The sequence below is a fragment of the Streptomyces sp. TRM68367 genome, assembly GCF_014495685.1.
Taxonomy (GTDB): domain Bacteria; phylum Actinomycetota; class Actinomycetes; order Streptomycetales; family Streptomycetaceae; genus Streptomyces.
Map to the genome: position 1 here is coordinate 162,047 of NZ_JACTVI010000007.1, position 20,717 is coordinate 182,763.

The 20,717-nt window shown below is 70.3% G+C and carries 17 protein-coding genes; 8 read left to right on the top strand and 9 right to left on the bottom strand.

Annotation, left to right across the window (positions count from 1 at the left end; translation table 11 throughout):
• Nucleotides 1–46 precede the first annotated feature (46 nt).
• The 7 genes from H8R17_RS07940 to H8R17_RS07970 all read right to left on the bottom strand — a co-directional run bounded on the left by H8R17_RS07940 (nt 47) and on the right by H8R17_RS07970 (nt 7,835).
• On the bottom strand, nt 47–1,081 hold the full coding sequence (locus H8R17_RS07940) for a LacI family DNA-binding transcriptional regulator (protein ID WP_187822414.1): 1,035 nt from the start codon (nt 1,079–1,081) through the stop codon (nt 47–49).
• 90 nt (nt 1,082–1,171) lie between these two features.
• Complete coding sequence (locus H8R17_RS07945; RefSeq protein ID WP_187822415.1) at nt 1,172–2,596, bottom strand: BNR repeat-containing protein; 1,425 nt, start codon at nt 2,594–2,596, stop codon at nt 1,172–1,174.
• 73 nt (nt 2,597–2,669) lie between these two features.
• Entirely contained in the window at nt 2,670–2,990 is a 321-nt protein-coding gene (locus tag H8R17_RS07950) for an L-rhamnose mutarotase (RefSeq protein ID WP_187822416.1), read from the bottom strand.
• Nucleotides 2,991–3,048: 58 nt separating this feature from the next.
• On the bottom strand, nt 3,049–4,131 hold the full coding sequence (rhaS, locus tag H8R17_RS07955; protein WP_187822417.1) for a rhamnose ABC transporter substrate-binding protein: 1,083 nt from the start codon (nt 4,129–4,131) through the stop codon (nt 3,049–3,051).
• 96 nt (nt 4,132–4,227) lie between these two features.
• Complete coding sequence (locus H8R17_RS07960; protein WP_187822418.1) at nt 4,228–5,211, bottom strand: ABC transporter permease; 984 nt, start codon at nt 5,209–5,211, stop codon at nt 4,228–4,230.
• Entirely contained in the window at nt 5,204–6,244 is a 1,041-nt protein-coding gene (locus H8R17_RS07965) for an ABC transporter permease (protein ID WP_187822419.1), read from the bottom strand. The genes H8R17_RS07960 and H8R17_RS07965 overlap by 8 nt, the downstream gene beginning before the upstream one ends.
• A 73-nt stretch (nt 6,245–6,317) precedes the next feature.
• The gene (locus H8R17_RS07970; protein WP_187822420.1) at nt 6,318–7,835 is read right to left on the bottom strand and encodes a sugar ABC transporter ATP-binding protein; all 1,518 of its coding nucleotides are present in this window, start codon (nt 7,833–7,835) and stop codon (nt 6,318–6,320) included.
• A 262-nt stretch (nt 7,836–8,097) separates the two neighbouring features.
• On the opposite strand from H8R17_RS07970, the gene rhaI reads away from it, so the two are divergent.
• The 6 genes from rhaI to H8R17_RS08000 all read left to right on the top strand — a co-directional run bounded on the left by rhaI (nt 8,098) and on the right by H8R17_RS08000 (nt 15,904).
• Nucleotides 8,098–9,258: an L-rhamnose isomerase gene (gene rhaI / locus H8R17_RS07975; protein ID WP_187822421.1), complete on the top strand. Its 1,161-nt coding sequence runs from the start codon at nt 8,098–8,100 to the stop codon at nt 9,256–9,258.
• A 117-nt stretch (nt 9,259–9,375) separates the two neighbouring features.
• Nucleotides 9,376–11,415 carry a bifunctional aldolase/short-chain dehydrogenase gene (locus H8R17_RS07980; RefSeq protein WP_187822422.1) on the top strand — a complete coding sequence of 680 codons (2,040 nt, stop codon included), beginning with the start codon at nt 9,376–9,378 and terminating at the stop codon, nt 11,413–11,415.
• Between the two features lie 14 nt (nt 11,416–11,429).
• Complete coding sequence (locus H8R17_RS07985; protein WP_187822452.1) at nt 11,430–12,905, top strand: rhamnulokinase family protein; 1,476 nt, start codon at nt 11,430–11,432, stop codon at nt 12,903–12,905.
• 70 nt (nt 12,906–12,975) lie between these two features.
• Nucleotides 12,976–13,731, top strand: coding sequence for a (Fe-S)-binding protein (locus H8R17_RS07990; RefSeq protein WP_187822423.1), 756 nt, complete (start codon nt 12,976–12,978; stop codon nt 13,729–13,731).
• Nucleotides 13,728–15,239 carry a LutB/LldF family L-lactate oxidation iron-sulfur protein gene (locus tag H8R17_RS07995; protein WP_187822424.1) on the top strand — a complete coding sequence of 504 codons (1,512 nt, stop codon included), beginning with the start codon at nt 13,728–13,730 and terminating at the stop codon, nt 15,237–15,239. The genes H8R17_RS07990 and H8R17_RS07995 overlap by 4 nt, the downstream gene beginning before the upstream one ends.
• Nucleotides 15,236–15,904 carry a lactate utilization protein C gene (locus H8R17_RS08000; RefSeq protein WP_187822425.1) on the top strand — a complete coding sequence of 223 codons (669 nt, stop codon included), beginning with the start codon at nt 15,236–15,238 and terminating at the stop codon, nt 15,902–15,904. The genes H8R17_RS07995 and H8R17_RS08000 overlap by 4 nt, the downstream gene beginning before the upstream one ends.
• Here H8R17_RS08000 and H8R17_RS08005 read toward each other — a convergent pair.
• A complete protein-coding gene (locus H8R17_RS08005; RefSeq protein WP_187822426.1) occupies nt 15,877–18,921 on the bottom strand; it encodes a family 78 glycoside hydrolase catalytic domain in 3,045 nt (1,014 codons plus the stop codon). The genes H8R17_RS08000 and H8R17_RS08005 overlap by 28 nt on opposite strands.
• 180 nt (nt 18,922–19,101) lie before the next feature.
• Complete coding sequence (locus H8R17_RS08010; protein ID WP_187822427.1) at nt 19,102–19,428, bottom strand: hypothetical protein; 327 nt, start codon at nt 19,426–19,428, stop codon at nt 19,102–19,104.
• A gap of 671 nt (nt 19,429–20,099) precedes the next feature.
• On the opposite strand from H8R17_RS08010, the gene H8R17_RS49115 reads away from it, so the two are divergent.
• A complete protein-coding gene (locus tag H8R17_RS49115; RefSeq protein ID WP_399476416.1) occupies nt 20,100–20,222 on the top strand; it encodes a hypothetical protein in 123 nt (40 codons plus the stop codon).
• 121 nt (nt 20,223–20,343) lie between these two features.
• Nucleotides 20,344–20,565 carry a hypothetical protein gene (locus H8R17_RS49120; RefSeq protein WP_399476419.1) on the top strand — a complete coding sequence of 74 codons (222 nt, stop codon included), beginning with the start codon at nt 20,344–20,346 and terminating at the stop codon, nt 20,563–20,565.
• Nucleotides 20,566–20,717 lie beyond the last annotated feature (152 nt).

Below are 20,717 nucleotides of genomic sequence, written 5' to 3' on the forward strand. Positions count from 1 at the left end.
CCTGCGACAGTGGGCGGGAAGATCGGGAAAAGCTGCTGAACGGTGGTCAGCGGGCGGAGAGGCTGGAGCGGCGCACGACCAGTTCGGGTCGCAGTACGACCCGCCGGTGCTCGTGGGTGCGTGCCGCGCCCGTCGCGCCCTCCTCCTCCGTCTCCTCCAGGAGCAGTTCGGCAGCCATGACGCCCATGGTGACGGCGGGCTGCCGGACCGAGGTGAGCGGGACGGCCGCGGCGGCGGCGAACTCGATGTCGTCGTATCCGACGATCGCGAGGTCGTCGGGGACGCCGACGCCGGCCGCGTACATGGCCTGCAATACGCCGAGGGCGAGCAGGTCGTTGGCGCAGAACACGGCGGTCGGGCGGTCGGCGAGGCCGAGCAGGCGGGCGCCGGCGTCCCGGCCGGCGGCGACGTCGAGCCGCTCGGTGGGCAGCTCGCGCAGCGCGTCGGGGCCGAGCCCCGCCTCGGCGAGCGCGTTCAGGGCGCCGGTGCGGCGGTCGCGCACCTGGTTGAGGCCCGGCGGCCCGCTGACGTACGCGATGGAGCGGTGCCCGGCGTCGACCAGGTGACGTACGGCCAGGGCGCCGCCGGCCACGTCGTCGACGGAGACCGAGCACTCGGTGGTGCCCTCGGCGACCCGGTCGACCAGCACGAACGGGATGCCGTGCCGACGGAACGCCTCGATGTTGCGGCCGGTCGCGTCGGCCGGGGTGAGCAGCACGCCCCGCACCCGCTGCTCGGCGAAGAGCGACAGGTACTCGGCCTCCTCGCTGGGGCTCTGGGCGCTGTTGCAGACCATCACGCCGAGCCCGGCCTCACGGGCGGCCCGCTCGGCGCCGCGCGCCACGTCGACGAAGAAGGGGTTGCCCATGTCGAGGACGAGCAGCCCCATGATCCGGCTGCGGCCCGCGCGCAGCTGACGCGCGGACTCGCTGCGGACATAGCCGAGCCGGTCTATCGCGGACAGCACGCGCGCGCGGGTCTCGGTGGCGACGGTGTCCGGACGATTGATGACGTTCGAGACCGTGCCGACGGAGACTCCGGCGGCGCGGGCGACGTCCTTGATACCCACCGACTGGGCCATCGGGCAGGGACCTCCAAGGGGGCGAGGGGCGACCGGAAGGCCTTCACATTACCGTCAGGCCGCCCCTGTACAGCTTCGGTACGGCGGGGCTCAGGCGGGCAGGCGGAAGTCGATGACGTGCAGCGCCGAAGGAGTCGTACCGCTGGACCTCACCTGGTACATGAAGGACAGCACCCCGTCCTGCGCGACCCGGGTCTCGTCGACGACTACCTCGCCGAAGGCGCCCAGACCGCTGCCGTCGAACAGGATCTTCCAGTCGGTGTACCCGGAGGCCGCGGAGGCTCCGGCGATCCGGCCGAAGGGGAAGATCGCGTAGGCGTTGTTGTACTTGTCCAGGATCAGCTTGGTGCGCTGGCTGGAGTTCAGCGGGACCGGGATCTCGGTCTTCTGCCACGCGCCGGAGGCGTTCTTGCGAACGTGGAAGGCGCGGCCGTTCCTCGTGCGGTCGGCGACGTAGTTCGTGGTGCACTGGCCGAAGCGGCCCGGGACGTAACTGATGATCGCGTGCGGGCGGCCGGCGGAGTCGGTGAACTGGCTCTCCTGGTTCATCAGGGAGTGGTCCGGGTTCAGCGGGTCCACTACCAGCCCGGCGTCATTGACGGACACCCTGTTCGAGCCGCCCGTGACACCCACGACCCTGCCCGCGTCGTTGCGCCAGGTGCGGCCCCGGTCGTCGGAGTAGACGTAGCCGGTGTCGTGGTTGGTGAGGCCGCCGCGGGAGCACATCACGGCGCCGTTCTGCTCCCGCCAGGTGAAGAAGGAGTGCAGCCGGCCGCCCCGGTCGTAGTCGATGCCGTGCAGGTACATGTTGCGGGCCGTGGAGGAGCCGTGCTCGCTGGTGTACGTGCCCGTGGAGGACGTCCACTCCCCCAGCGCCGTCCACTTCGAACCGTCGTACTCCGCCAGCGCGTTGCGGCCGTTGCCGGAGACGGCGACTCGGTAGCTGAGCTGGAGCCGGCCCTCGGGCGTCGCGATGAACTGCGGGTAGGTGAACTGCGAGGTGAGGGCGAGGCCGTCCAGCGTCGGCTGGGGGGCACCGAAGCGGCTCGCGGTCCAGCTCAGCCCGGCGGGGTTGTCCATGAGCCCGGCGACCGACTTGACGTAGGTGAAGCCGTCGCTGTGGGAGTCCATGTTGAGGTGCAGGCGGCCGTCGACTCGGGAGACGCCCATGGAGATGACGTTGTGGGAGTCGTTGTAGCGCAGCTTGTGCCCGACCTTGACGGTCTGCCAGGTGCTCGCGCCGAGCGCGCGGCGGCCGACGACGGCGTTGCGGTCTGCGGTGTACCAGACGGCGTACTGGTAGCCCTTGTAGGTCAGCAGGCCGTTCTTCTGGAAGGAGTTGTTGTTGACCAGGCCGTCGTACGACACGAAGAAGATGGCCTGGTTGTCGAGCCTGGTGCTGCCGATGCGGGTGACCGACGGGCCGGGGTCGGCGGCCCGGGCTATGCCGGATCCCAGGGTGGGGCCGACCACGGCGCTGAGGGCGGCTCCGGCCAGCAACGTACGTCTCTTCATCTCGGGAGACTCCTTTGTCGGGCGAGATCTAACACGTGTTTCCGAAGGATCGGATCAGGTTCCGCTGGGTCGGTCAGGTGAGGTGGAAGACCTCGGTGAGCGGTTTCATGGCCTCGTCGGGCCGGGCGCCGTCCAGCGACTCGAAGAACGGCGCCATCTCCTTCTGCCAGCGGGCGTTGACCTCGGTGGCTTCCATGCCGGCCTTGGCGGCCTCGAAGTCCTCGGTCTCCAGGTAGCCGACGAGCAGGCCGTCGTCGCGCAGGAAGAGCGAGTAGTTGTGCCAGCCGGTGGCCGAGAGCGCCTCGCGCATCTCGGGCCACACGGCGGCGTGCCGCTCGCGGTACTCGGCGATCCGGTCCTGGCGGACCTTGAGCAGGAAGCACACGCGCTGCATCAACAACCCCTTCGGTGATCAGGAGATCAGGCGGTCAGGCGGTCAGGCGGTCAGGCGGTCAGAAGTTGAACTGGTCGATGTTCTTGGCGTCGAACACGGTCGGCTTGCCGAGGTTGATCACGCCGTCCTTGCCGATCGTGTACTCGCCCATGGAGCCGGCCTTGAAGGTCTCGCCCTCCTTGCCGGTGATCTGCCCGGAGGCCAGGGCGATGGCGGTACGGGCGGCCAGCTCGCCGAGCTTGGCCGGGTTCCACAGCTCGAACGCCTCGACGGTGCCGTTCTTGACGTACTTGCGCATGTCGTTGGGGGTGCCGAGGCCGGTCAGCTTGACCTTGCCCTTGTACTTGGAGCCGGACAGGTACTGGGCGGCGGCCTTGATGCCGACGGTGGTCGGGGAGATGATCCCCTTCAGGTTCGGGTACTCCTGGAGCAGGCCCTGGGTCTGCTGGAAGGACTGCTGGGCGTCGTCGTTGCCGTACGCGGTCTTCACCAGCTTCATGTTCTTGTACTCGGGCTTCTTGAGTTCGTCCTTCATGAACTCGATCCAGGTGTTCTGGTTCGTCGCCGTCTGGGCGGCGGACAGGATCGCGATCTCGCCCTTGTAGCCGATCTGCTTGGCGAGCAACTGCACCTCGGTGCGGCCCAGGTCCTCGGCGGACGCCTGCGAGACGAAGGCGTTGCGGCAGTCGGGGGTGGTGTCGGAGTCGTACGTGACAACCTTGATGCCGTTCTTCATGGCCTGTTTCAGCGCGGTGCACAGGGCGCCGGGGTCCTGTGCGGAGACGGCCATCGCGTCGACCTGCTGCTGGGTGAGCGTGTTGACGTAGGAGACCTGGCCGGAGGTGTCGGTGGCGCTGGAGGGGCCGACCTCCTTGTAGCTGGAGCCGAGCTCCTTGACGGCCTTCTCGCCGCCCTTGTCTGCGGTGGTGAAGTACGGGTTGTTGACCTGCTTCGGCAGGAAGCCGACGGTCAGGCCCTTCTTCAGTTCGGCGTTGGGGTCGGCCTTGCCTGCCGAGGCCGCCGAGCCGCCCTCACTCTTGACGTCCTCCTTGGTGGTGCCGCCGCACGCGGTGGCGGCCAGGGCGAGGGAGGTGACGGCGGCGAGGGCCGCGCAGGTACGGCGGAGGGATGACTTGCGCATGGTGGGTTCCTTATTGACGAGGGTGAGCGGTAGCGCCCCTTCAGGGGCTGCGGAACTGCGCGACCAGCCACAGACGGCCCGCAGCTTTACGACGGCCTATCCAGCGGAGCGTGCCGCCCTCGCGACGATGATCTGCCGTGCGACCCGGGGGCCGAGCACGGAGACGACGAGCAGAACGCCGGTGACGACGATCTGCGACTGGGCGGAGACGTTGACGAGGCTCATCACGTTCTGCAGCGCGCCGAGGAGAAACACCCCGGCGATGGCGCCGCCCAACGTGCCCTTGCCGCCGTCGAAGGAGATGCCGCCGAGCAACACGGCCGCGACGACGGAGAGTTCCAGCCCCATGGCGTTGTCGTAGCGGGCGCTGGCGTAGTGCAGGGCCCAGAAGATGCCGGTGAGGGAGGCCATCAGGCCGGTCACCGTGAACAGGATCAGCTTCTGCCGCTTGACCCGGATGCCGGCGAACCGTGCGGCCTCCTCGCTGGCGCCGGTCGCGAACACGGACCGCCCGAAGGGGGTGGCGTGCAGGGTGATCACGGCGATGGCGAGCAGCGCCAGGAACGGCAGGAAGGCGTACGGGATGAACGTGTCGCCGATGCGTCCGGCCGCGAAGTCCAGGTACTGGCTGGGGAAGTCGGTCACCGCGTCGGAGCCGAGCACGATCTGTGCGATGCCCCGGTAGGCAGCGAGGGTGCCGATGGTGACGGCGAGGGACGGCAACCCGAGCCGGGTGACCAGCAGGCCGTTGACCAGGCCGCAGGCCACGCCGAGCAGCAGGCAGATCGGGATGATCGTCTCGATGGCCATGCCCTGGTTCCACAGGGCGCCCATCACGGCGCCGGACAGTCCGGCCGTGGAGGCGACCGACAGGTCGATCTCGCCGGAGACCACGAGCAGGGTCATGGGCAGCGCGATCAGGGCGATCGGCAGGGTGTTGCCGATGAGGAAGGACAGGTTCAGGGCGTTGCCGAAGCCGTCCACGAAGCCGAAGGACAGCAGCAGCACGACGATCAGAAGCGCGCCGACGACCGTGTCCCAGCGAATCGCGCGGTTCACCAAAGATCCGGAGTCAGGCATTGCGCGCGTTCCTCTTCTTCAGGGCGGAGGCCACGCGGAGCGCGACGATCCGGTCGACCGCGATGGCGAGGATGAGCAGGATGCCGTTGATGGCGAGCACCCACACGGAGCTGACGCCGAGGGCGGGCAGCACACTGTTGATGGAGGTCAGCAGCAGGGCGCCGAGCGCGGCGCCGTAGACGCTGCCGGAGCCGCCGGTGAAGACGACGCCGCCGACCACGACCGCACTGACGACGGTCAGCTCGTAGCCGTTGCCGGTGCCGGAGTCGACGTTGCCGAACCGGGCCAGGTACATCGCGCCGGCGAGTCCGGCGAGCGCGCCGCAGAAGGTGTACGCGACCAGGATCCGCTTGCGCACCGGGATACCGGCGAGGCGGGCGGCCTCCGGGTTGGAGCCGAGCGCGTACAGCTCGCGTCCGCTGCCGAAGTGCTTCAGGTAGTACGCGGTGGCCACCAGCACGGCCAGGGCGATCAGCGCCAGCCACGGCACCGCGGAGATGCCGCCGGAGCCGAAGTCGACGAAGCCTCCGGGCAGGTCTGCCGCGGTGATCTGGCGCGAGCCCACCCAGATGGAGTCGATGCCGCGGATGATGTAGAGCGTGCCGAGGGTGACGACGAGCGCGGGCACCTGGCCGAGGCTCACGAGCAGGCCGTTGAGCAGGCCGAAGGCGACGCCCATCAGGACCGCCAGGAACACGGCCACGACGGAGTTCCCGCCGCCCTGGAGGTACGTGCCGGCGGCGAAGGCGCTGATGCCGAGCGTCGAGCCGACCGACAGGTCGACGTTGCGGGTGATGACGACCAGGGACTGGCCGGTCGCGACCAGCACCAGGATGGTTGCGTTCAGCAGCAGGTCCTTGATGCCCTGCTGGGAGAGGAACTCGCTGTTGCCCGCCTGGGTGACGGCGATCATCGCCAGGAAAACGATCAGGATGGCCAGCTCGCGCATCTTGAACACGCGGTCGACCAGCCGGGTGCCGCTGGACTTGGGCACGTCGGCGACGGGAGCTCGGTCGGGAGCGGTCACGGTCATGCGGCGGCCCTCCGCGGGACGGTCCGGCACGGGGCGGCCTTCCACGGGGCAGTCCTGCACGGGGTGGTCGGGCTCATGCGGCGGCCCTCCCGGTGGCTGCGGCCATCACGGTTTCCTCGGTGGCTTCGGAGCGCGCGATCTCGGCGGTCAGGCGGCCCTCGTGCATCACGAGCACGCGGTCGGCCATGCCGAGGATCTCGGGCAGGTCGGAGGAGATCATCAGGACGGCGACGCCGTCGGCGGCCAGCTGGGACAGCAGCCGGTGCACCTCGGCCTTGGTGCCGACGTCGATGCCGCGGGTGGGCTCGTCGACGATCAGCACCTTCGGCCTGGTGGCGAGCCATTTCGCGAGGACGACCTTCTGCTGGTTGCCGCCGGAGAGCGTGTTGACGGTGTCGGCGATCCGGGCGTACTTGACCTGAAGCTTGACGGCCCAGTCGAGGGAGCGGCTGCGCTCGGCGCCGCGGTCCATCAGCCCGGCCCTGACGGTCGTACGCAGTCCGGTGAGGCCGATGTTGCGCTCGATGGACATGTCCATCACCAGGCCCTGGGCGCGGCGGTCCTCGGGGACGAGGGCGAGCCCCGCGGCCATCGCGGTGGACGGTGCGCCGTTGGTGAGCCCCCGCCCGTCGAGTACGACCTCGCCCGCGTCCCAGCGGTCGACGCCGAAGACGGCCCGGGCGACCTCGGTGCGGCCGGCGCCGACGAGTCCGGCGAGGCCGACGATCTCGCCGCGCCGCACGTCGAAGGAGACGTCGGTGAAGACGCCCTCGCGGGTCAGGCGGCGCACGCTCAGGGCGATCTCGCCGGGCTTGACGTCCTGCTTGGGGTAGAGCTCCTCCAGGTCGCGGCCGACCATACGGCGGACGAGGTCGTCCTCGGTCATGCCGTCGAGCGGTTCGCTGGCGATCCAGGCGCCGTCGCGCAGGGTGGTCACCCGCTGGCAGATCTCGAAGATCTCCTCCAGGCGGTGGGAGATGAACAGCACGGCGGCGCCCTGTTCGCGCAGGGTGCGCACGACGCCGAAGAGGCGGGCCACCTCGCTGCCGGTGAGGGCGGCGGTCGGCTCGTCCATGATCAGAACGCGGGCGTCGAAGGAGAGGGCCTTGGCGATCTCGACGATCTGCTGGTCGGCGATGGACAGGCCGCGCGCGGGGCGGTCGGGGTCCAGCTCGACGCCGAGCCGCGCCATCAGGGCGAGGGTCGAGGCGTGCGTGGCCTTGTGGTCGATGCGGCCGAGGGCGCGCCGGGGCTGGCGGCCCATGAAGATGTTCTCGGCGATCGACAGGTCGGGAAAGAGCGTGGGCTCCTGGTAGATCACCGCGATGCCGGCGTCGCGGGCGTCTCCGGGGCCGTGGAAGGCCACCGGCGCACCGTCGAGCAGCACCTGGCCGGCATCCGGCCGGTGCACTCCGGCGAGCGTCTTGATGAGGGTCGACTTGCCGGCACCGTTCTCGCCGGCGAGGGCGTGCACCTCCCCGGGGAACAGCTCCAGGGAGACGTCCCGCAGGGCGCGGACCGCGCCGAAGGACTTGGAGATGTCCCTGAGGGCGAGAACCGGGGCCGGACCCGTGTCGGACGGGTGGGTCATGGGGGCTCCTCGACGACGCCGGCGGGACGGCCCTCTCGGCGTCGTGAAAGGTTTCAACTCGGTTGCCGGGACGTTAGGCGTGCCGCGCATGTCACGTCAATGGGTCCCGGTCGAAAAAATTTCAGGCGGCGAAGGTCACGGCCGAGTCACAGAAAACGGAGGTGGTCAGGGGGCTTGACACCCCTCGCGGGGGCTCATAGCTTCCCCTTCTGAATCGTTTCACTATATTGTCGATACAACCCGACGTCACAGGAGCCCCGAAGTGACCGAGCTCGCCGCGGTGAAGGCCGCGCTCAAGACCCAGGCCGTCGAGACGCCGTCGTGGGCGTACGGGAATTCGGGCACCCGCTTCAAGGTGTTCGCCCAGGGGGGTGTGCCCCGCGATCCGTACGAGAAGCTGGACGACGCGGCGAAGGTGCACGAGTTCACCGGAGTGGCGCCGACGGTCGCCCTGCACATCCCGTGGGACAAGGTCGAGGACTACGCGTCGCTGGCGAAGTACGCGAAGGAGCGCGGGCTGAAGCTGGGCGCGATCAACTCCAACACGTTCCAGGACGACGACTACAAGCTGGGGAGTATCTGTCATCCGGACGCGGCGGTGCGGCGCAAGGCGCTCGATCACCTGCTGGAGTGCGTCGACATCATGGACGCCACCGGGTCGAAGGATCTGAAGCTGTGGTTCGCCGACGGGACGAACTATCCCGGCCAGGACGACATCCGGGCGCGCCAGGACCGGCTCGGGGAGGGGCTGGCCGAGGTGTACGAGCGGCTCGGTGACGGGCAGCGGATGCTGCTGGAGTACAAGTTCTTCGAGCCGGCGTTCTACTCGACGGATGTTCCGGACTGGGGTACGGCCTATGCGCACTGTCTGAAGCTGGGGCCGAAGGCGCAGGTCGTGGTGGACACGGGGCATCATGCGCCGGGGACCAACATCGAGTTCATCGTGGCGACGCTGCTGCGGGAGGGGAAGCTCGGGGGGTTCGACTTCAACTCGCGGTTCTTTGCGGACGATGACCTGATGGTGGGGGCCGCGGATCCGTTCCAGTTGTTCCGGATCATGTACGAGGTCGTGCGTGGGGGTGGGTTCTCGCCCGAGGTCGCGTTCATGCTCGACCAGTGTCACAACATCGAGGCGAAGATTCCGGCGATCATTCGGTCGGTGATGAATGTGCAGGAGGCGACGGCGAAGACGCTGCTCGTTGACCGGGAGGCGTTGGGTGCGGCGCAGGCTGCGGGTGACGTTCTTGAGGCCAATGCCGTGTTGATGGATGCGTACAACACGGATGTGCGGCCGTTGCTGCGCGAGGTGCGGGCGGAGATGGGGCTCGACGCGGACCCCATGGCCGCGTACCGCCGGTGCGGGTGGGCCGAGAAGATCGTCGCCGAGCGGGTTGGTGGGCAGCAGGCCGGGTGGGGGGCGTAAGCGTCTGCCGGGTGCTGTCGTCTACGGGCTGCGGGCCGTGTGTGGCTGATCGCGCAGTTTCCCACGCCCCTTTGGGGCGCATCCCCTGTACGTACGTTTTCGAAGGACTGATCTGACATGGCAACCCATCCCGAAGCTGCCGCCCTGCTTGCTCGGTCGCACCGGCTGGGCTCCGATCCGCGGAACACCAACTACGCCGGCGGCAACGCGTCCGCGAAGGGCTCCGAGACTGATCCCGTCACCGGGGGTGATGTGGAGCTGATGTGGGTGAAGGGGTCCGGTGGGGATCTCGGCACCCTGACCGAGGCGGGGCTGGCCGTGTTGCGGCTGGACCGGCTGCGGGCGCTCAAGGGGGTGTACCCCGGTGTCGAGCGTGAGGACGAGATGGTGGCCGCGTTCGACTACTGCCTGCACGGCAAGGGCGGGGCGGCTCCATCCATCGACACGGCGATGCACGGGCTGGTCGACTCGGCGCACGTCGATCATCTGCACCCGGACTCCGGGATCGCGCTGGCCTGTGCCGCTGACGGGGAGAAGCTGACCGCCGAGTGCTTCGGGGACTCGGCGGTGTGGGTGCCGTGGCGGCGGCCGGGGTTTCAGCTGGGGCTGGACATCGCGGCCGTGCAGGAGGCCAATCCGCAGGCCATCGGGTGCATCCTCGGTGGGCACGGGATCACGGCGTGGGGGGACACGTCGGAGGAGTGTGAGCGGAACTCGCTGCACATTATCCGGACCGCGGAGAAGTTCCTGGCCGAGCGGGGGAAGGCCGAGCCCTTCGGGCCGGTGATCGAGGGGTACGAGGCGCTGCCCGAGGGTGAGCGGCGGGAGCGGGCGGCGGCGCTGGCGCCGTATGTGCGGGCGATCGCCTCGCAGGACAAGCCACAGGTGGGGCACTTCAACGACGCGGACGTGGTGCTGGACTTCGTCTCCCGGGCCGAACATCCGCGGCTCGCCGCGCTGGGAACCTCGTGCCCGGATCACTTCCTGCGGACCAAGGTGCGGCCGCTGGTACTGGATCTGCCGCCGACCGCTCCGCTGGACGAGGCGGTGGCGCGGCTGAAGGAGCTGCACGCCGCCTACCGTGAGGAGTACGCCGCCTACTACGAGCGTCATGCGCTGCCCGACTCGCCCGCGATGCGCGGGGCAGACCCTGCGATCGTGCTCATCCCGGGTGTGGGCATGTTCTCCTTCGGCAAGGACAAGCAGACCGCGCGGGTGGCGGGCGAGTTCTACGTCAACGCCATCAACGTGATGCGGGGCGCCGAGGCGGTGTCGACGTATGCGCCGATCGAGGAGTCGGAGAAGTTCCGCATCGAGTACTGGGCGCTGGAGGAGGCCAAGCTTCAGCGGATGCCGAAGCCGAAGCCGCTGGCGACACGGATCGCGCTGGTCACGGGTGCGGGCAGCGGGATCGGGAAGGCGATCGCTCATCGGCTGGTGGCCGAGGGGGCGTGTGTCGTCGTCGCGGACCTGAACGGGGAGAACGCCGCTCAGGTCGCCGAGGAACTGGGCGGGCCGGACAAGGCCGTCGCCGTGACCGTGGACGTGACGGACGAGGAGCAGATCGTCGGGGCCTTCAAGGCGGCGGTGCTGGCCTTCAGTGGGGTGGATCTGGTGGTGAACAACGCCGGAATCTCCATCTCCAAGCCGCTGCTGGAGACGTCGGCCAAGGACTGGGACCTGCAGCACGACATCATGGCCCGTGGTTCCTTCCTCGTGTCGAGGGAGGCGGCCCGCGCGATGATCGCACAGGAGCTGGGCGGGGACATCGTCTACATCGCCAGCAAGAACGCCGTGTTCGCCGGGCCGAACAACATCGCCTACTCCGCCACCAAGGCCGATCAGGCGCACCAGGTGCGGCTGCTGGCCGCCGAGCTGGGCGAGCACGGTATCCGCGTCAACGGCGTCAACCCGGACGGGGTCGTGCGCGGCTCCGGGATCTTCGCGGGCGGCTGGGGTGCCAAGCGGGCGGCCGTGTACGGCGTGCCGGAGGAGAAGCTGGGCGAGTTCTACGCGCAGCGGACCCTGCTGAAGCGGGAGGTGCTGCCCGAGCACGTCGCGAACGCCGTCTTCGCGCTGACCGGCGGTGATCTCACGCACACCACCGGGTTGCACGTCCCGGTCGACGCCGGCGTCGCCGCGGCGTTCCTGCGGTGACGGCGGTGACCGCCATGTCGGGCAGGCCGGGTGGGTCCGGCAGGTCGGGCGTGAAGTCGTACGCCGCGGTCGACCTCGGCGCGTCCAGCGGGCGCGTCATGGTCGGCCGCGTCGACGCGGACACCCTGGAGCTGACCGAGGCCCACCGCTTCCCCAACCGGCCCGTGCGGACGCCCGAGGGGCTGCGCTGGGACATCCTCGCGCTGTACGCGGGCGTGCTGGACGGGCTCGGGGCGGCCGGTCAGGTGGGCTCCGTGGGCATCGACAGCTGGGCCGTGGACTACGGCCTGCTGGACGCCGACGGAGCGCTGCTCGGCAACCCGGTGCACTACCGCGACAGCCGTACCGACGGGATCGCGGAGAAGGTGTGGGCGACCGTGCCCACCGCGCAGCTGTACGCGGCGACCGGTCTGCAGTACGCGCCGTTCAACACCCTGTACCAGCTCACCGCGGCCCGTTCCACTGCTCAACTCGCTCAGGCGAAGCGGCTGTTGCTGATTCCCGATCTGCTGACGTACTGGCTGACGGGTGAGCAGGGCACCGAGCTGACCAACGCCTCGACCACGCAGCTGATCGATCCGCGCACGCGGGACTGGGCGCGCGGGGTGGCGGAGCGGCTCGGTATCGACCTAGGGCTGTTCGCGCCGCTGCGGCAGCCCGGTGACCCGGCCGGTGTGCTGCGGCCGGAGGTGCTGGAGGAGACCGGGCTGACCGGTCCGGTGCCGGTGACGGCGGTCGGGTCGCACGACACGGCGTCCGCGGTGGCCGCCGTACCCGCGGCGACGGGCGAGCGGTTCGCCTACATCTGCACCGGCACCTGGTCGCTGGCCGGCCTTGAGCTGGAGGCGCCGGTGCTGACCGAGGAGAGCCGGGCCGCCAACTTCACCAACGAGCTGGGGCTGGACGGCACGGTCCGCTATCTGCGCAACATCATGGGCCTGTGGCTGTTGCAGGAGTGCGTACGGGCCTGGGGTGAGCCGGAGCTGGGCGAGCTGCTGCGGGACGCGGGCAAGGTGCCGGCGCTGCGGTCGGTGGTGGACGCGGGTGGCGCCGCGTTCCTCGCGCCGGGCCGGATGCCGGAGCGGATCGCCGAGGCCTGCCGGGCCTCGGGTCAGCCGGTGCCCCAGTCGCCCGCCGAGGTCACGCGCTGCATCCTCGACTCGCTGGCCCTCGCCCACCGCAGGGCGGTCGAGGACGCGCAGCGGCTCGCGGGGCAGTCGGCCGACGTCGTGCACGTCGTCGGCGGCGGCACGCGCAACGCCCTGCTGTGCCAGCTGACCGCCGATGCCTGCGGGCTGCCGGTGGTGGCGGGCCCGACGGAGGCCGCCGCGCTGGGCAACGTGCTCGTGCAGGCGTGGGCCGACGGGCTGGTCGGCGACCTGGCGGGCATGCGGGAGCTGCTCGTGCGCACCCAGCCGCTGACCCGGTACGAGCCGCGCGGCGACACGGCACGGTGGCGGGCCGCGCAGGCCCGGCTCGCCGGGGTGTGACGGGGTCTCCCCCGGGGCCGCCCCCCGGACTACGCTGCACTCATCCGATGATCAACCCCAAGGAGCCGCGATGCGTGTCGCTCTGTTCCTGACCTGCGTCAACGACACGCTCTATCCGGACACCGGGCGCGCCGTGGTGAAACTGCTGACCAGGCTGGGCGTCGAGGTCGACTTCCCGATGGCCCAGACCTGCTGCGGGCAGGCGCACTACAACACCGGGTACCGGCACGAGGCCGAGCCGCTGGCCCAGCATTTCTCCGATGTCTTCCGGGACTACGAGGCGATCGTGACGCCGTCCGGGTCGTGCGGGGCGATGGTGCGGGAGCTGTATCCGCGGATGGGCGAGCGGGCCCGGGCCGAGGGCCGCGGGGACACCCTCGCGGCCACGCTGGCGCCGGTGGTGCCGAAGACGTACGAGCTGACGGAGTTCCTGGTGGACGTGCTGGGGGTGACGGACGTCGGGGCGTACTACCCGCACAAGGTGACGTACCACCCGACCTGCCACGGCCTGCGCGGCCTCGGTCTCGGCGAGCGGCCCCGGCGGCTGCTCCAGGCCGTGAAGGGTCTGGAGCTGGTCGAGCTGCCGGGCGCGGACGAGTGCTGCGGCTTCGGCGGCACCTTCGCGCTGAAGAACTCCGACGTCTCGGCGGCGATGGGTGCCGACAAGGTGCGAGGCGCCGAGTCGACGGGCGCCGAGGTGCTGTGCGCGGCCGACAACTCCTGTCTGATGCACATCGGCGGCACGATGACGCGGCTGCGGACCGGGATGCGGCCGGTGCACATCGCGGAGATCCTGGCGAGCACGGAGGAGGAGCCGGCGGCATGAGTGGAACGTATCTGGGCATGCCTGTGTTTCCCCCGCCCGCCCACCCGGCCTTCCCGAAGGCCGCGCACGAGGCCGTGCGGAATCCGACCCTGCGCGGCAATCTGCGGCACGCCACGCACACGATCCGCGCCAAGCGGGCCACGGCCGTCGCGGAGGTGTCCGACTGGGCGGCCCTGCGCGAGGCCGGCAAGCAGATCAAGGACCACACGCTCAGGCACCTCGACCGCTATCTCGTCCAGGTGGAGGAGGCGGTCACGGCGGCGGGCGGCACCGTCCACTGGGCGGCCGACGCCGACGAGGCCAACCGGATCGTCACCGAACTCGTCCAGCAGACCGGCGAGTCGGAGGTCGTCAAGGTCAAGTCGATGGCCACGCAGGAGATCGGCCTCAACGAGGCCCTGGAGGCGGAGGGCATCCGCGCCTACGAGACCGATCTCGCCGAGCTGATCGTGCAGTTGGGCAAGGACCGGCCCTCGCACATCCTGGTCCCGGCGATCCACCGCAACCGGGGCGAGATCCGGGACATCTTCACTCGCGAGATGAGCGAGTGGGGCCGCCCGGCGCCCGAGGGCCTGACCGACACGCCCGCCGAACTCGCCGAGGCCGCGCGGCTGCACCTGCGGGAGAAGTTCCTGCGCGCCAAGGTCGGCATCTCGGGCGCCAACTTCATGGTCGCCGAGACCGGCACGCTGGTCGTCGTGGAGTCCGAGGGCAACGGGCGGATGTGCCTGACCCTGCCGGAGACGCTGATCTCGGTCGTCGGCATCGAGAAGATCGTGCCCACGTGGCAGGACCTGGAGGTGTTCCTCCAGACGCTCCCCCGCTCCTCCACGGCCGAGCGCATGAACCCGTACACATCCATGTGGACCGGTACGACAGACTCCGAGACGGCTGACGGGCCGCAGACCTTCCACCTGGTCCTCCTCGACAACGGCCGCACCGACGTCCTCGCCGACGAGGTCGGCCGCCAGGCCCTGCGCTGCATCCGCTGCTCCGCGTGCCTGAACGTGTGCCCGGTGTACGAGCGGGCGGGCGGGCACGCGTACGGCTCGGTCTACCCGGGCCCGATCGGCGCGATCCTCAGCCCCCAACTCCGGGGCACGGCAAGTGAGATCGACGCATCCCTGCCGTACGCCTCGTCGCTGTGCGGGGCCTGCTACGACGTGTGCCCGGTCGCCATCGACATCCCCGAGGTGCTGGTGCACCTGCGGGAGCGGGTCGTGCAGGGCGGCCCGGTGATCAGCGGGGGCAACAAGGTGGTGCTGCAACCCGCGAAGGGGCACGCCGCCGAACGGGCGGCGATGCGCGCGGCCCGCTGGGCGTTCACCCGTCCGGGCGCCCTGCGCACCGGCCAGCGGCTGGCGTCCCGCACCCGCCGTTTCCATCCGCGCTCCCTGCCGGGCCCCGGCAAGGCGTGGAGCGGCACGCGCGATCTGCCGCAGCTGCCGAAGGAGCCGTTCCGCGACTGGTGGCAGCGCACCAACGGCGGCAAGGAGAGCACCAAGTGAGCAGCAGGGACCGGATCCTGGGCCGCGTACAGCGCGCACTGGCGGACGTACGCCAGGACGACATGCCGTACGAGCGGGCGGTTCCGCGCGACTATGTGCGCGAGCACGGCGACCGGGGTGTCGAGGAGACCGTGGAGCTGCTGGCCGAGAACCTGGCGGACTACCGGGCGATCGTGCACCGCAGCGATGCCGACGGGCTGGCCGGGGTGATCGCGGGGCTGCTGGAGAAGCGGGGCTCGGCGTCGGTGCTCGTCCCGCCGGGGCTGGACGAGGGCTGGCTGGCGGAGACCGGCGTGACGCGGATCCCGGACCGGAACGAGAGCACCCCGCACGAACTCGACCGGGTCGACAGCGTGGTCACGGGATGCGCGGTCGCCGTCGCCGAGACCGGCACGATCGTGCTGGACGGCTCCCCCGACCAGGGGCGCCGCCGTATCACGCTCGTCCCCGACCACCACATCTGCGTCGTACGGGTTCCCGAGCAGGTGGTGTCGTCCGTGCCGCAGGCCCTCGAACGACTCGACCCGGCCCGCCCGTTGACATGGATCTCGGGGCCGTCGGCGACCAGCGACATCGAGCTGGACCGGGTCGAGGGGGTGCACGGTCCGCGCACCCTGGAGGTGGTGCTGGTGTCCGCTCAGGCGAGCGCGGAAGTCACCTCGTAGCGGCCGGACGCCAGCCGGTAGGAGGCGATGCCGTCCTCGAAGCCCAGGTACTCCACGCCCTCGGAGCGGGACAGCGGCCGCCTGGTCTCCCGCACGCTGTCCGGGTCGGCCGTGGGCAGGCGCAGGGTCGCCGTGCTGTTGGCGGGCACCGCGGCACAGTAGGCCAGGTTCCCGTCCCCGGCCGTCCACTCGCTGACGATCTCTCCGTACGGCGACCGGTACGAGCCGGCCACCTGCGTGATCCTCCCCGTCGGGTCCAGGTGGGGCCTGAGGAAGAAGTGCCTGAAGCCCGGGTGCGCCGGGTCCTTGGCGATGCCGGCCATGCTCTCGTACATCCACTCCATGATCGCGCCGTAGGAGTAGTGGTTGAACGAGTTCATGTCGACGGGGCCGAAGCCGTCATGCTTCGAGTACGAGTTCCAGCGCTCCCAGATGGTGGTGGCGCCGTTGTCGACCGAGTACAGCCAGGACGGCATCGCGTTCTGGTGCAGCAGCTTGTACGCCAGGTCGACACGGCCCTCGTCGGTGAGGACGGGGGCGAGGACGTTCACGCCGAGGAAGCCGACGGAGAGCGTGTTCTCCGCGTACTTGACGCGGGTGCTGTCGGGGTGGGCCTTCTTGTAGGCCTCGTCGTTGCCGATGTTCCCGGCGAGCAGCTCGACGAGCTGGCGGCGCTGGGCCTGCGTGTCGTAGAGGCCGAGTTTGAGGACCCACAGCAGGGCGGTCTGGGTGTCGTCCTCGGTCTTGCGCGGGCTGTCGCCGGGCGTCGGCGGGGGGTCGCCCAGGCCGGAGCGGACCGTGATCCGCCCCGTGGTCGCGTCGGTGGCGAGGTACTTGGTGATGAACGCCCGCTTGATCCGGGAGAAGAGCTGCTCGTAGGTGCTGGCCTCGGTGCTGCGGCCGGTGGCGCGGGCCATGTCCGCCATGAGGCGGGCGCTGTGGCCGTAGGAGACGTCGCTGATGAGCTGGGTGCTGCTGTCCTGGAAGGCCAGCCAGTCGCCGAAGATCGCGCCCTGTCCGGCGTAGGTGTCGCCGGTGCGCTCCCGGATCCAGTCCATGTACGTCGTCATCGCGGCCCAGCTGCGGTCGATGACGGTGGTGTCGCCGGACATCTGCCACACCGTCCAGGGCACGATGACGCCGCAGTCCGCCCAGCCGCTCGCCGGTACCGGCTCGTTGTAGCGGGCGCCGGGGGCGATCCAGGTGAACTGGGCCCGGTCCTGACCGTAGGCGCGCTGGGAGTCGATCAGGCTGTCCTGGAAGTGGCTGAGGAAGGTGACGGCGTCGGTGTTGTAGAGGCCCGTGGTGGAGAACAGCTGGGTGTCGCCGGTCCAGCCGCAGCGTTCGTCGCGCTGCGGGCAGTCGGTGGGGACCCACAGGTAGTTGCCTCGCTGGCCCCAACGGACGTTGCTGATCAGCTGGTTGATGTCCTGGTCGTCGGTGCTGACGGTGCCGATGTCGGTGAGGGCGGAGGTGGCGACCCGGCCGGTGAGGCCGGTGAGGGTGACTTCGGCCGTGGTGGTGACGGAGGCGTAGCGGAAGCCGTAGAAGGTGAGCGAGTCCTGGTGGGTCTCGCCGCCGGGGGCGCCCTTGAGGGTGTACGTGCTGGTGGCCTTGGCGGTGCGCAGGTTGGCCCGGTAGACCGAGCCCTCGGGGCCGTCGGCGCCGGCGCTGTCGTCGTTGAGCATCTCGCCGAACCTGAAGGTGACTTGAGTGCCGGCGGCGCCGCGCAGTGTGTAGCGGGGCACGCCCACCAAGTTCTGTCCGAGGTCGAAGACGGCCGTCTCGCCGGGGCGCAGGGTCACCTCGGCTGTCGCGGCCTCGGCGGGGTCGGTGACCGTGCGGGCGGGGTCGGCGACGACGCGGCCCTTGCCGCCCGGGCTGCCGTCCTGGCCGGTGACGCCGGTGACGCCGGTGTGGACGGTGACGGAGCGCGGGCTGAGGTCCCAGTCGGGGACCAGCCGGGCGCTCTCGCCTGGGTAGGCGACCAGTTGGGCGTCGGGGAAGCGGGTGGCGAAGTCGTGCTCCTCGACGCCGGACCAGGCGGAGGCGTCGAAGCCGTTCGCCGTCCAGCCCGGCAGTTCCTTGCGGGCGTCGTAGCTCTGCCCGTCGTAGATGTCGTCGGCGCGGTAGGGGCCGGTGTCGGTGGCGCGCCAGTCGTCGCCGGGTGCGGTGACGATGGTCTGCGTGGCGCCGTCGGCGTAGCGGACCAGGAGTTTGGCCTTCAGGGCGAGCCGGTTGCCGTCCTTGGCGTGGTAGGCGCTGTTGTCGGAGATCCGGCCGTTGTACCAGCCGTTTCCGAGGACCGCCGCGAGGGTGACCTGGGGCCGGCCGGTCACGAGGTCGGTGACGTCGTAGGTCAGGTAGTTGACGGTGCGGTCGTAGTTCGTCCAGCCGGGGGTGAGCAGCTCTTCCGTGGTGCCGTCGCCGTGCGGCACCGGCACCCGGCGGCCGTTGACATACGCGTCGTACACGCCGAGCGCCGAGACGTACAGCCGGGCCTCGCGCACCGGACCGTGCTTCAGGGCCGCCTGACGGCGCAGTAGCGGTGCGCCGGGGCTGCCCGGCTTCTTGCCCGCCATGGTGATCCACTTCGCGCCGTCCCAGCCGGTGACGCCGTCGGTGCCGCGCAGGCCGGTCTCGAAGGGGGCGGGGGTCGCGGTGCGGGCGCGGCCGTGCTCGTCCCAGACCGTCACCGTCCAGTGGTAGCGGGTGGAGGCGGGCAGCCGGGGTCCGGCGTAGCGCACCGCGACCGAGTCGGGGGATGTCACGCGGCCGCTGTCCCACACGTCGGCCCGGCCGGGGGTCAGGCGGTCACGCGAGGTCGCCACGACGATCTGGTACGCCGTCTGGCGGCGGCCCCGGACAGGGCAGTCCGTGCGCCAGCCGAACCGCGGCCGGTCCGCGTCCACGCCGAGCGGGTCGGTGCGGTGTTCCACGGTCAGGCCCGTCACGGCCGCCCGGTCGGTCACCGGCGCGGCCGATACCGCCCCGCAGTCGTCCGCTCCGTCCTGCACGCCGTCGTCCCTTCGGCCGTCGCCGGTTGTATCGATTCAGTACCCCGATTGGCCGGTGAGGTGCAGGTAGTAGCAGCGGTGGCACGTGTCCACGCTTCCGGCCGGGACGGGTGCCGTTGGCGTCGAGCCCGCCTCCGGCCAGTTCTTCGTGTCATCCAGCAGGTCGGCAGCCGCACTGCGCTACGCCGTTCCCTGGGTGGTCGAGCCGCAGTTCCGGGGCTTCTGAGTGGAGACGTTCCCGGCGCATGCCTGGGTGGTCACCGTGGCACCCTCGGGGACGTTCACGACCATCTTCCTCGTGGTGCCCGATCCCCTGGAGTTCCAGATCGTGGCGCCGCCGCCCTCGTTCCCCTTCCTCCAGCTGAACTTCAGCGCGGCCGACTTCCCGTCCTTGCTCAGGTCCGAGACGGTGAAGGTGTCTCCGCCGTGGAGGAAGTTGCCCCGGGCCCCGCGGTCCTTGCTGATGCTGACCGGGGAGTTGCTGCCGGCGTAAGCGGCAGTGGACATCCCGAGCACGGCCGCACCCGCCGCCAAGGCGGTGACGGCTATACCCGCCCCGTTCCTCATCCTGATCACTACACGTTCCCCCTCGTGAGGTTGCGGTCATGGGCCTGCGTTCCTGCCGTTCATGACGGCACATGTCAGACTCGAGGCCCTCTTTCTCCCAAAGTTTCATCGCGATGTGCGGGGTTGATCCCGTTTCAGCTACCCCGCCAGGCTGGGTTGATTCACCAGAACTTCAGTCCGCACTCCACAGCCGGCGACACGATCGGGGTGTCGCTGAGTACACCCCCGCGATACGGGTTCTGCACCCCATGTGCCGTGGCCCGGGCAAGACCTACGGGACCGCCGACAGCGCCATGCCCGCGCTGGACGGAGTGACGCTGCACATGGGCCGTGGCACGTTCACCGCGGTGATGCGTCCGGCAAGTCCACGCTGTTGCAGTGCGCGGACGCGCCGACGCCGGACGCGGTCGCCGAGCGGCTGGCGCACCAGGGCGACGACGCGGCCGTGGGGGTGTGAGCGATGTTCGTACTGGCCATGCGGTCGATCCGGCAGCGACCGGGACGGTTCCTCGCGACGCTGCTGTCCGCGTTCCTGGGCGCGGCGGTCATCATGACGTTCAACTCGCTGCACGACACGGTTCTTCGCCGTCGCCTCGACGCTGACGGTCAACGTGCGCCAGCGGACAGCCGAGTTGGAGCTGCTGCGCTGCTCGGGGGCGACTCCGGCGCAGCTGAAACGGATGGTCGTCGGGGAGGCGGTGGTCGTGGCCCTCCGGCATCCGACGCGGCGCTGATGCGCCGGCCGCGTACGGGGCGTCCTGCTGTCGGTGGGCCTGGCGCTGCTGTCGGCGCGGCTGCTGGGGGGCGTGCTGGACCGGCTGGCGCTGGCCGGGGCACGCGGCGACGGCATACCGCGTGCGGGAGTTCGGGCAGCAGCGGCTGGCGGGGGCGACGCCCGGGCAGGTGCTCGGCGTGGTGGGCGCGGAGGGCGTGATCCTGACGGTCACCGGTCTCCTCTTCGGGACGCTGGCGGCGCTGGCGGGGATCGTGCCGTTCACGGTGGTGCGTACGGACACGGTGCTGCCGGGCCATTCACGGGCTACTGGCTCGCGGTCGGGGCCGTCGCGGCGGCGGTGACGATCGGGACGAGCCTGGCCACGGCCCGGCGGGTGCTGCGGACGCCGGCGGTCGGGGCGGTGGCCGTAACCGCGTGACAGAGGCGGTGAGCAAGCGCTTAGGCAGATGTCCGGGCGCCCTCAGGGTGTCCGGACACCTTGCGTTCCCGGGAG

Excerpts from the sequence above, each read along its gene's own strand:
- H8R17_RS07940 (WP_187822414.1), bottom strand. The coding sequence starts at position 1,081 with ATGGCCCAGTCGGTGGGTATCAAGGACGTCGCCCGCGCCGCCGGAGTC.
- H8R17_RS07945 (WP_187822415.1), bottom strand. The coding sequence starts at position 2,596 with ATGAAGAGACGTACGTTGCTGGCCGGAGCCGCCCTCAGCGCCGTGGTC.
- H8R17_RS07950 (WP_187822416.1), bottom strand. The coding sequence starts at position 2,990 with ATGCAGCGCGTGTGCTTCCTGCTCAAGGTCCGCCAGGACCGGATCGCC.
- rhaS (WP_187822417.1), bottom strand. The coding sequence starts at position 4,131 with ATGCGCAAGTCATCCCTCCGCCGTACCTGCGCGGCCCTCGCCGCCGTC.
- H8R17_RS07960 (WP_187822418.1), bottom strand. The coding sequence starts at position 5,211 with ATGCCTGACTCCGGATCTTTGGTGAACCGCGCGATTCGCTGGGACACG.
- H8R17_RS07965 (WP_187822419.1), bottom strand. The coding sequence starts at position 6,244 with ATGACCGTGACCGCTCCCGACCGAGCTCCCGTCGCCGACGTGCCCAAG.
- H8R17_RS07970 (WP_187822420.1), bottom strand. The coding sequence starts at position 7,835 with ATGACCCACCCGTCCGACACGGGTCCGGCCCCGGTTCTCGCCCTCAGG.
- H8R17_RS07980 (WP_187822422.1), top strand. The coding sequence starts at position 9,376 with ATGGCAACCCATCCCGAAGCTGCCGCCCTGCTTGCTCGGTCGCACCGG.
- H8R17_RS07985 (WP_187822452.1), top strand. The coding sequence starts at position 11,430 with ATGTCGGGCAGGCCGGGTGGGTCCGGCAGGTCGGGCGTGAAGTCGTAC.
- H8R17_RS07990 (WP_187822423.1), top strand. The coding sequence starts at position 12,976 with ATGCGTGTCGCTCTGTTCCTGACCTGCGTCAACGACACGCTCTATCCG.
- H8R17_RS07995 (WP_187822424.1), top strand. The coding sequence starts at position 13,728 with ATGAGTGGAACGTATCTGGGCATGCCTGTGTTTCCCCCGCCCGCCCAC.
- H8R17_RS08010 (WP_187822427.1), bottom strand. The coding sequence starts at position 19,428 with ATGTCCACTGCCGCTTACGCCGGCAGCAACTCCCCGGTCAGCATCAGC.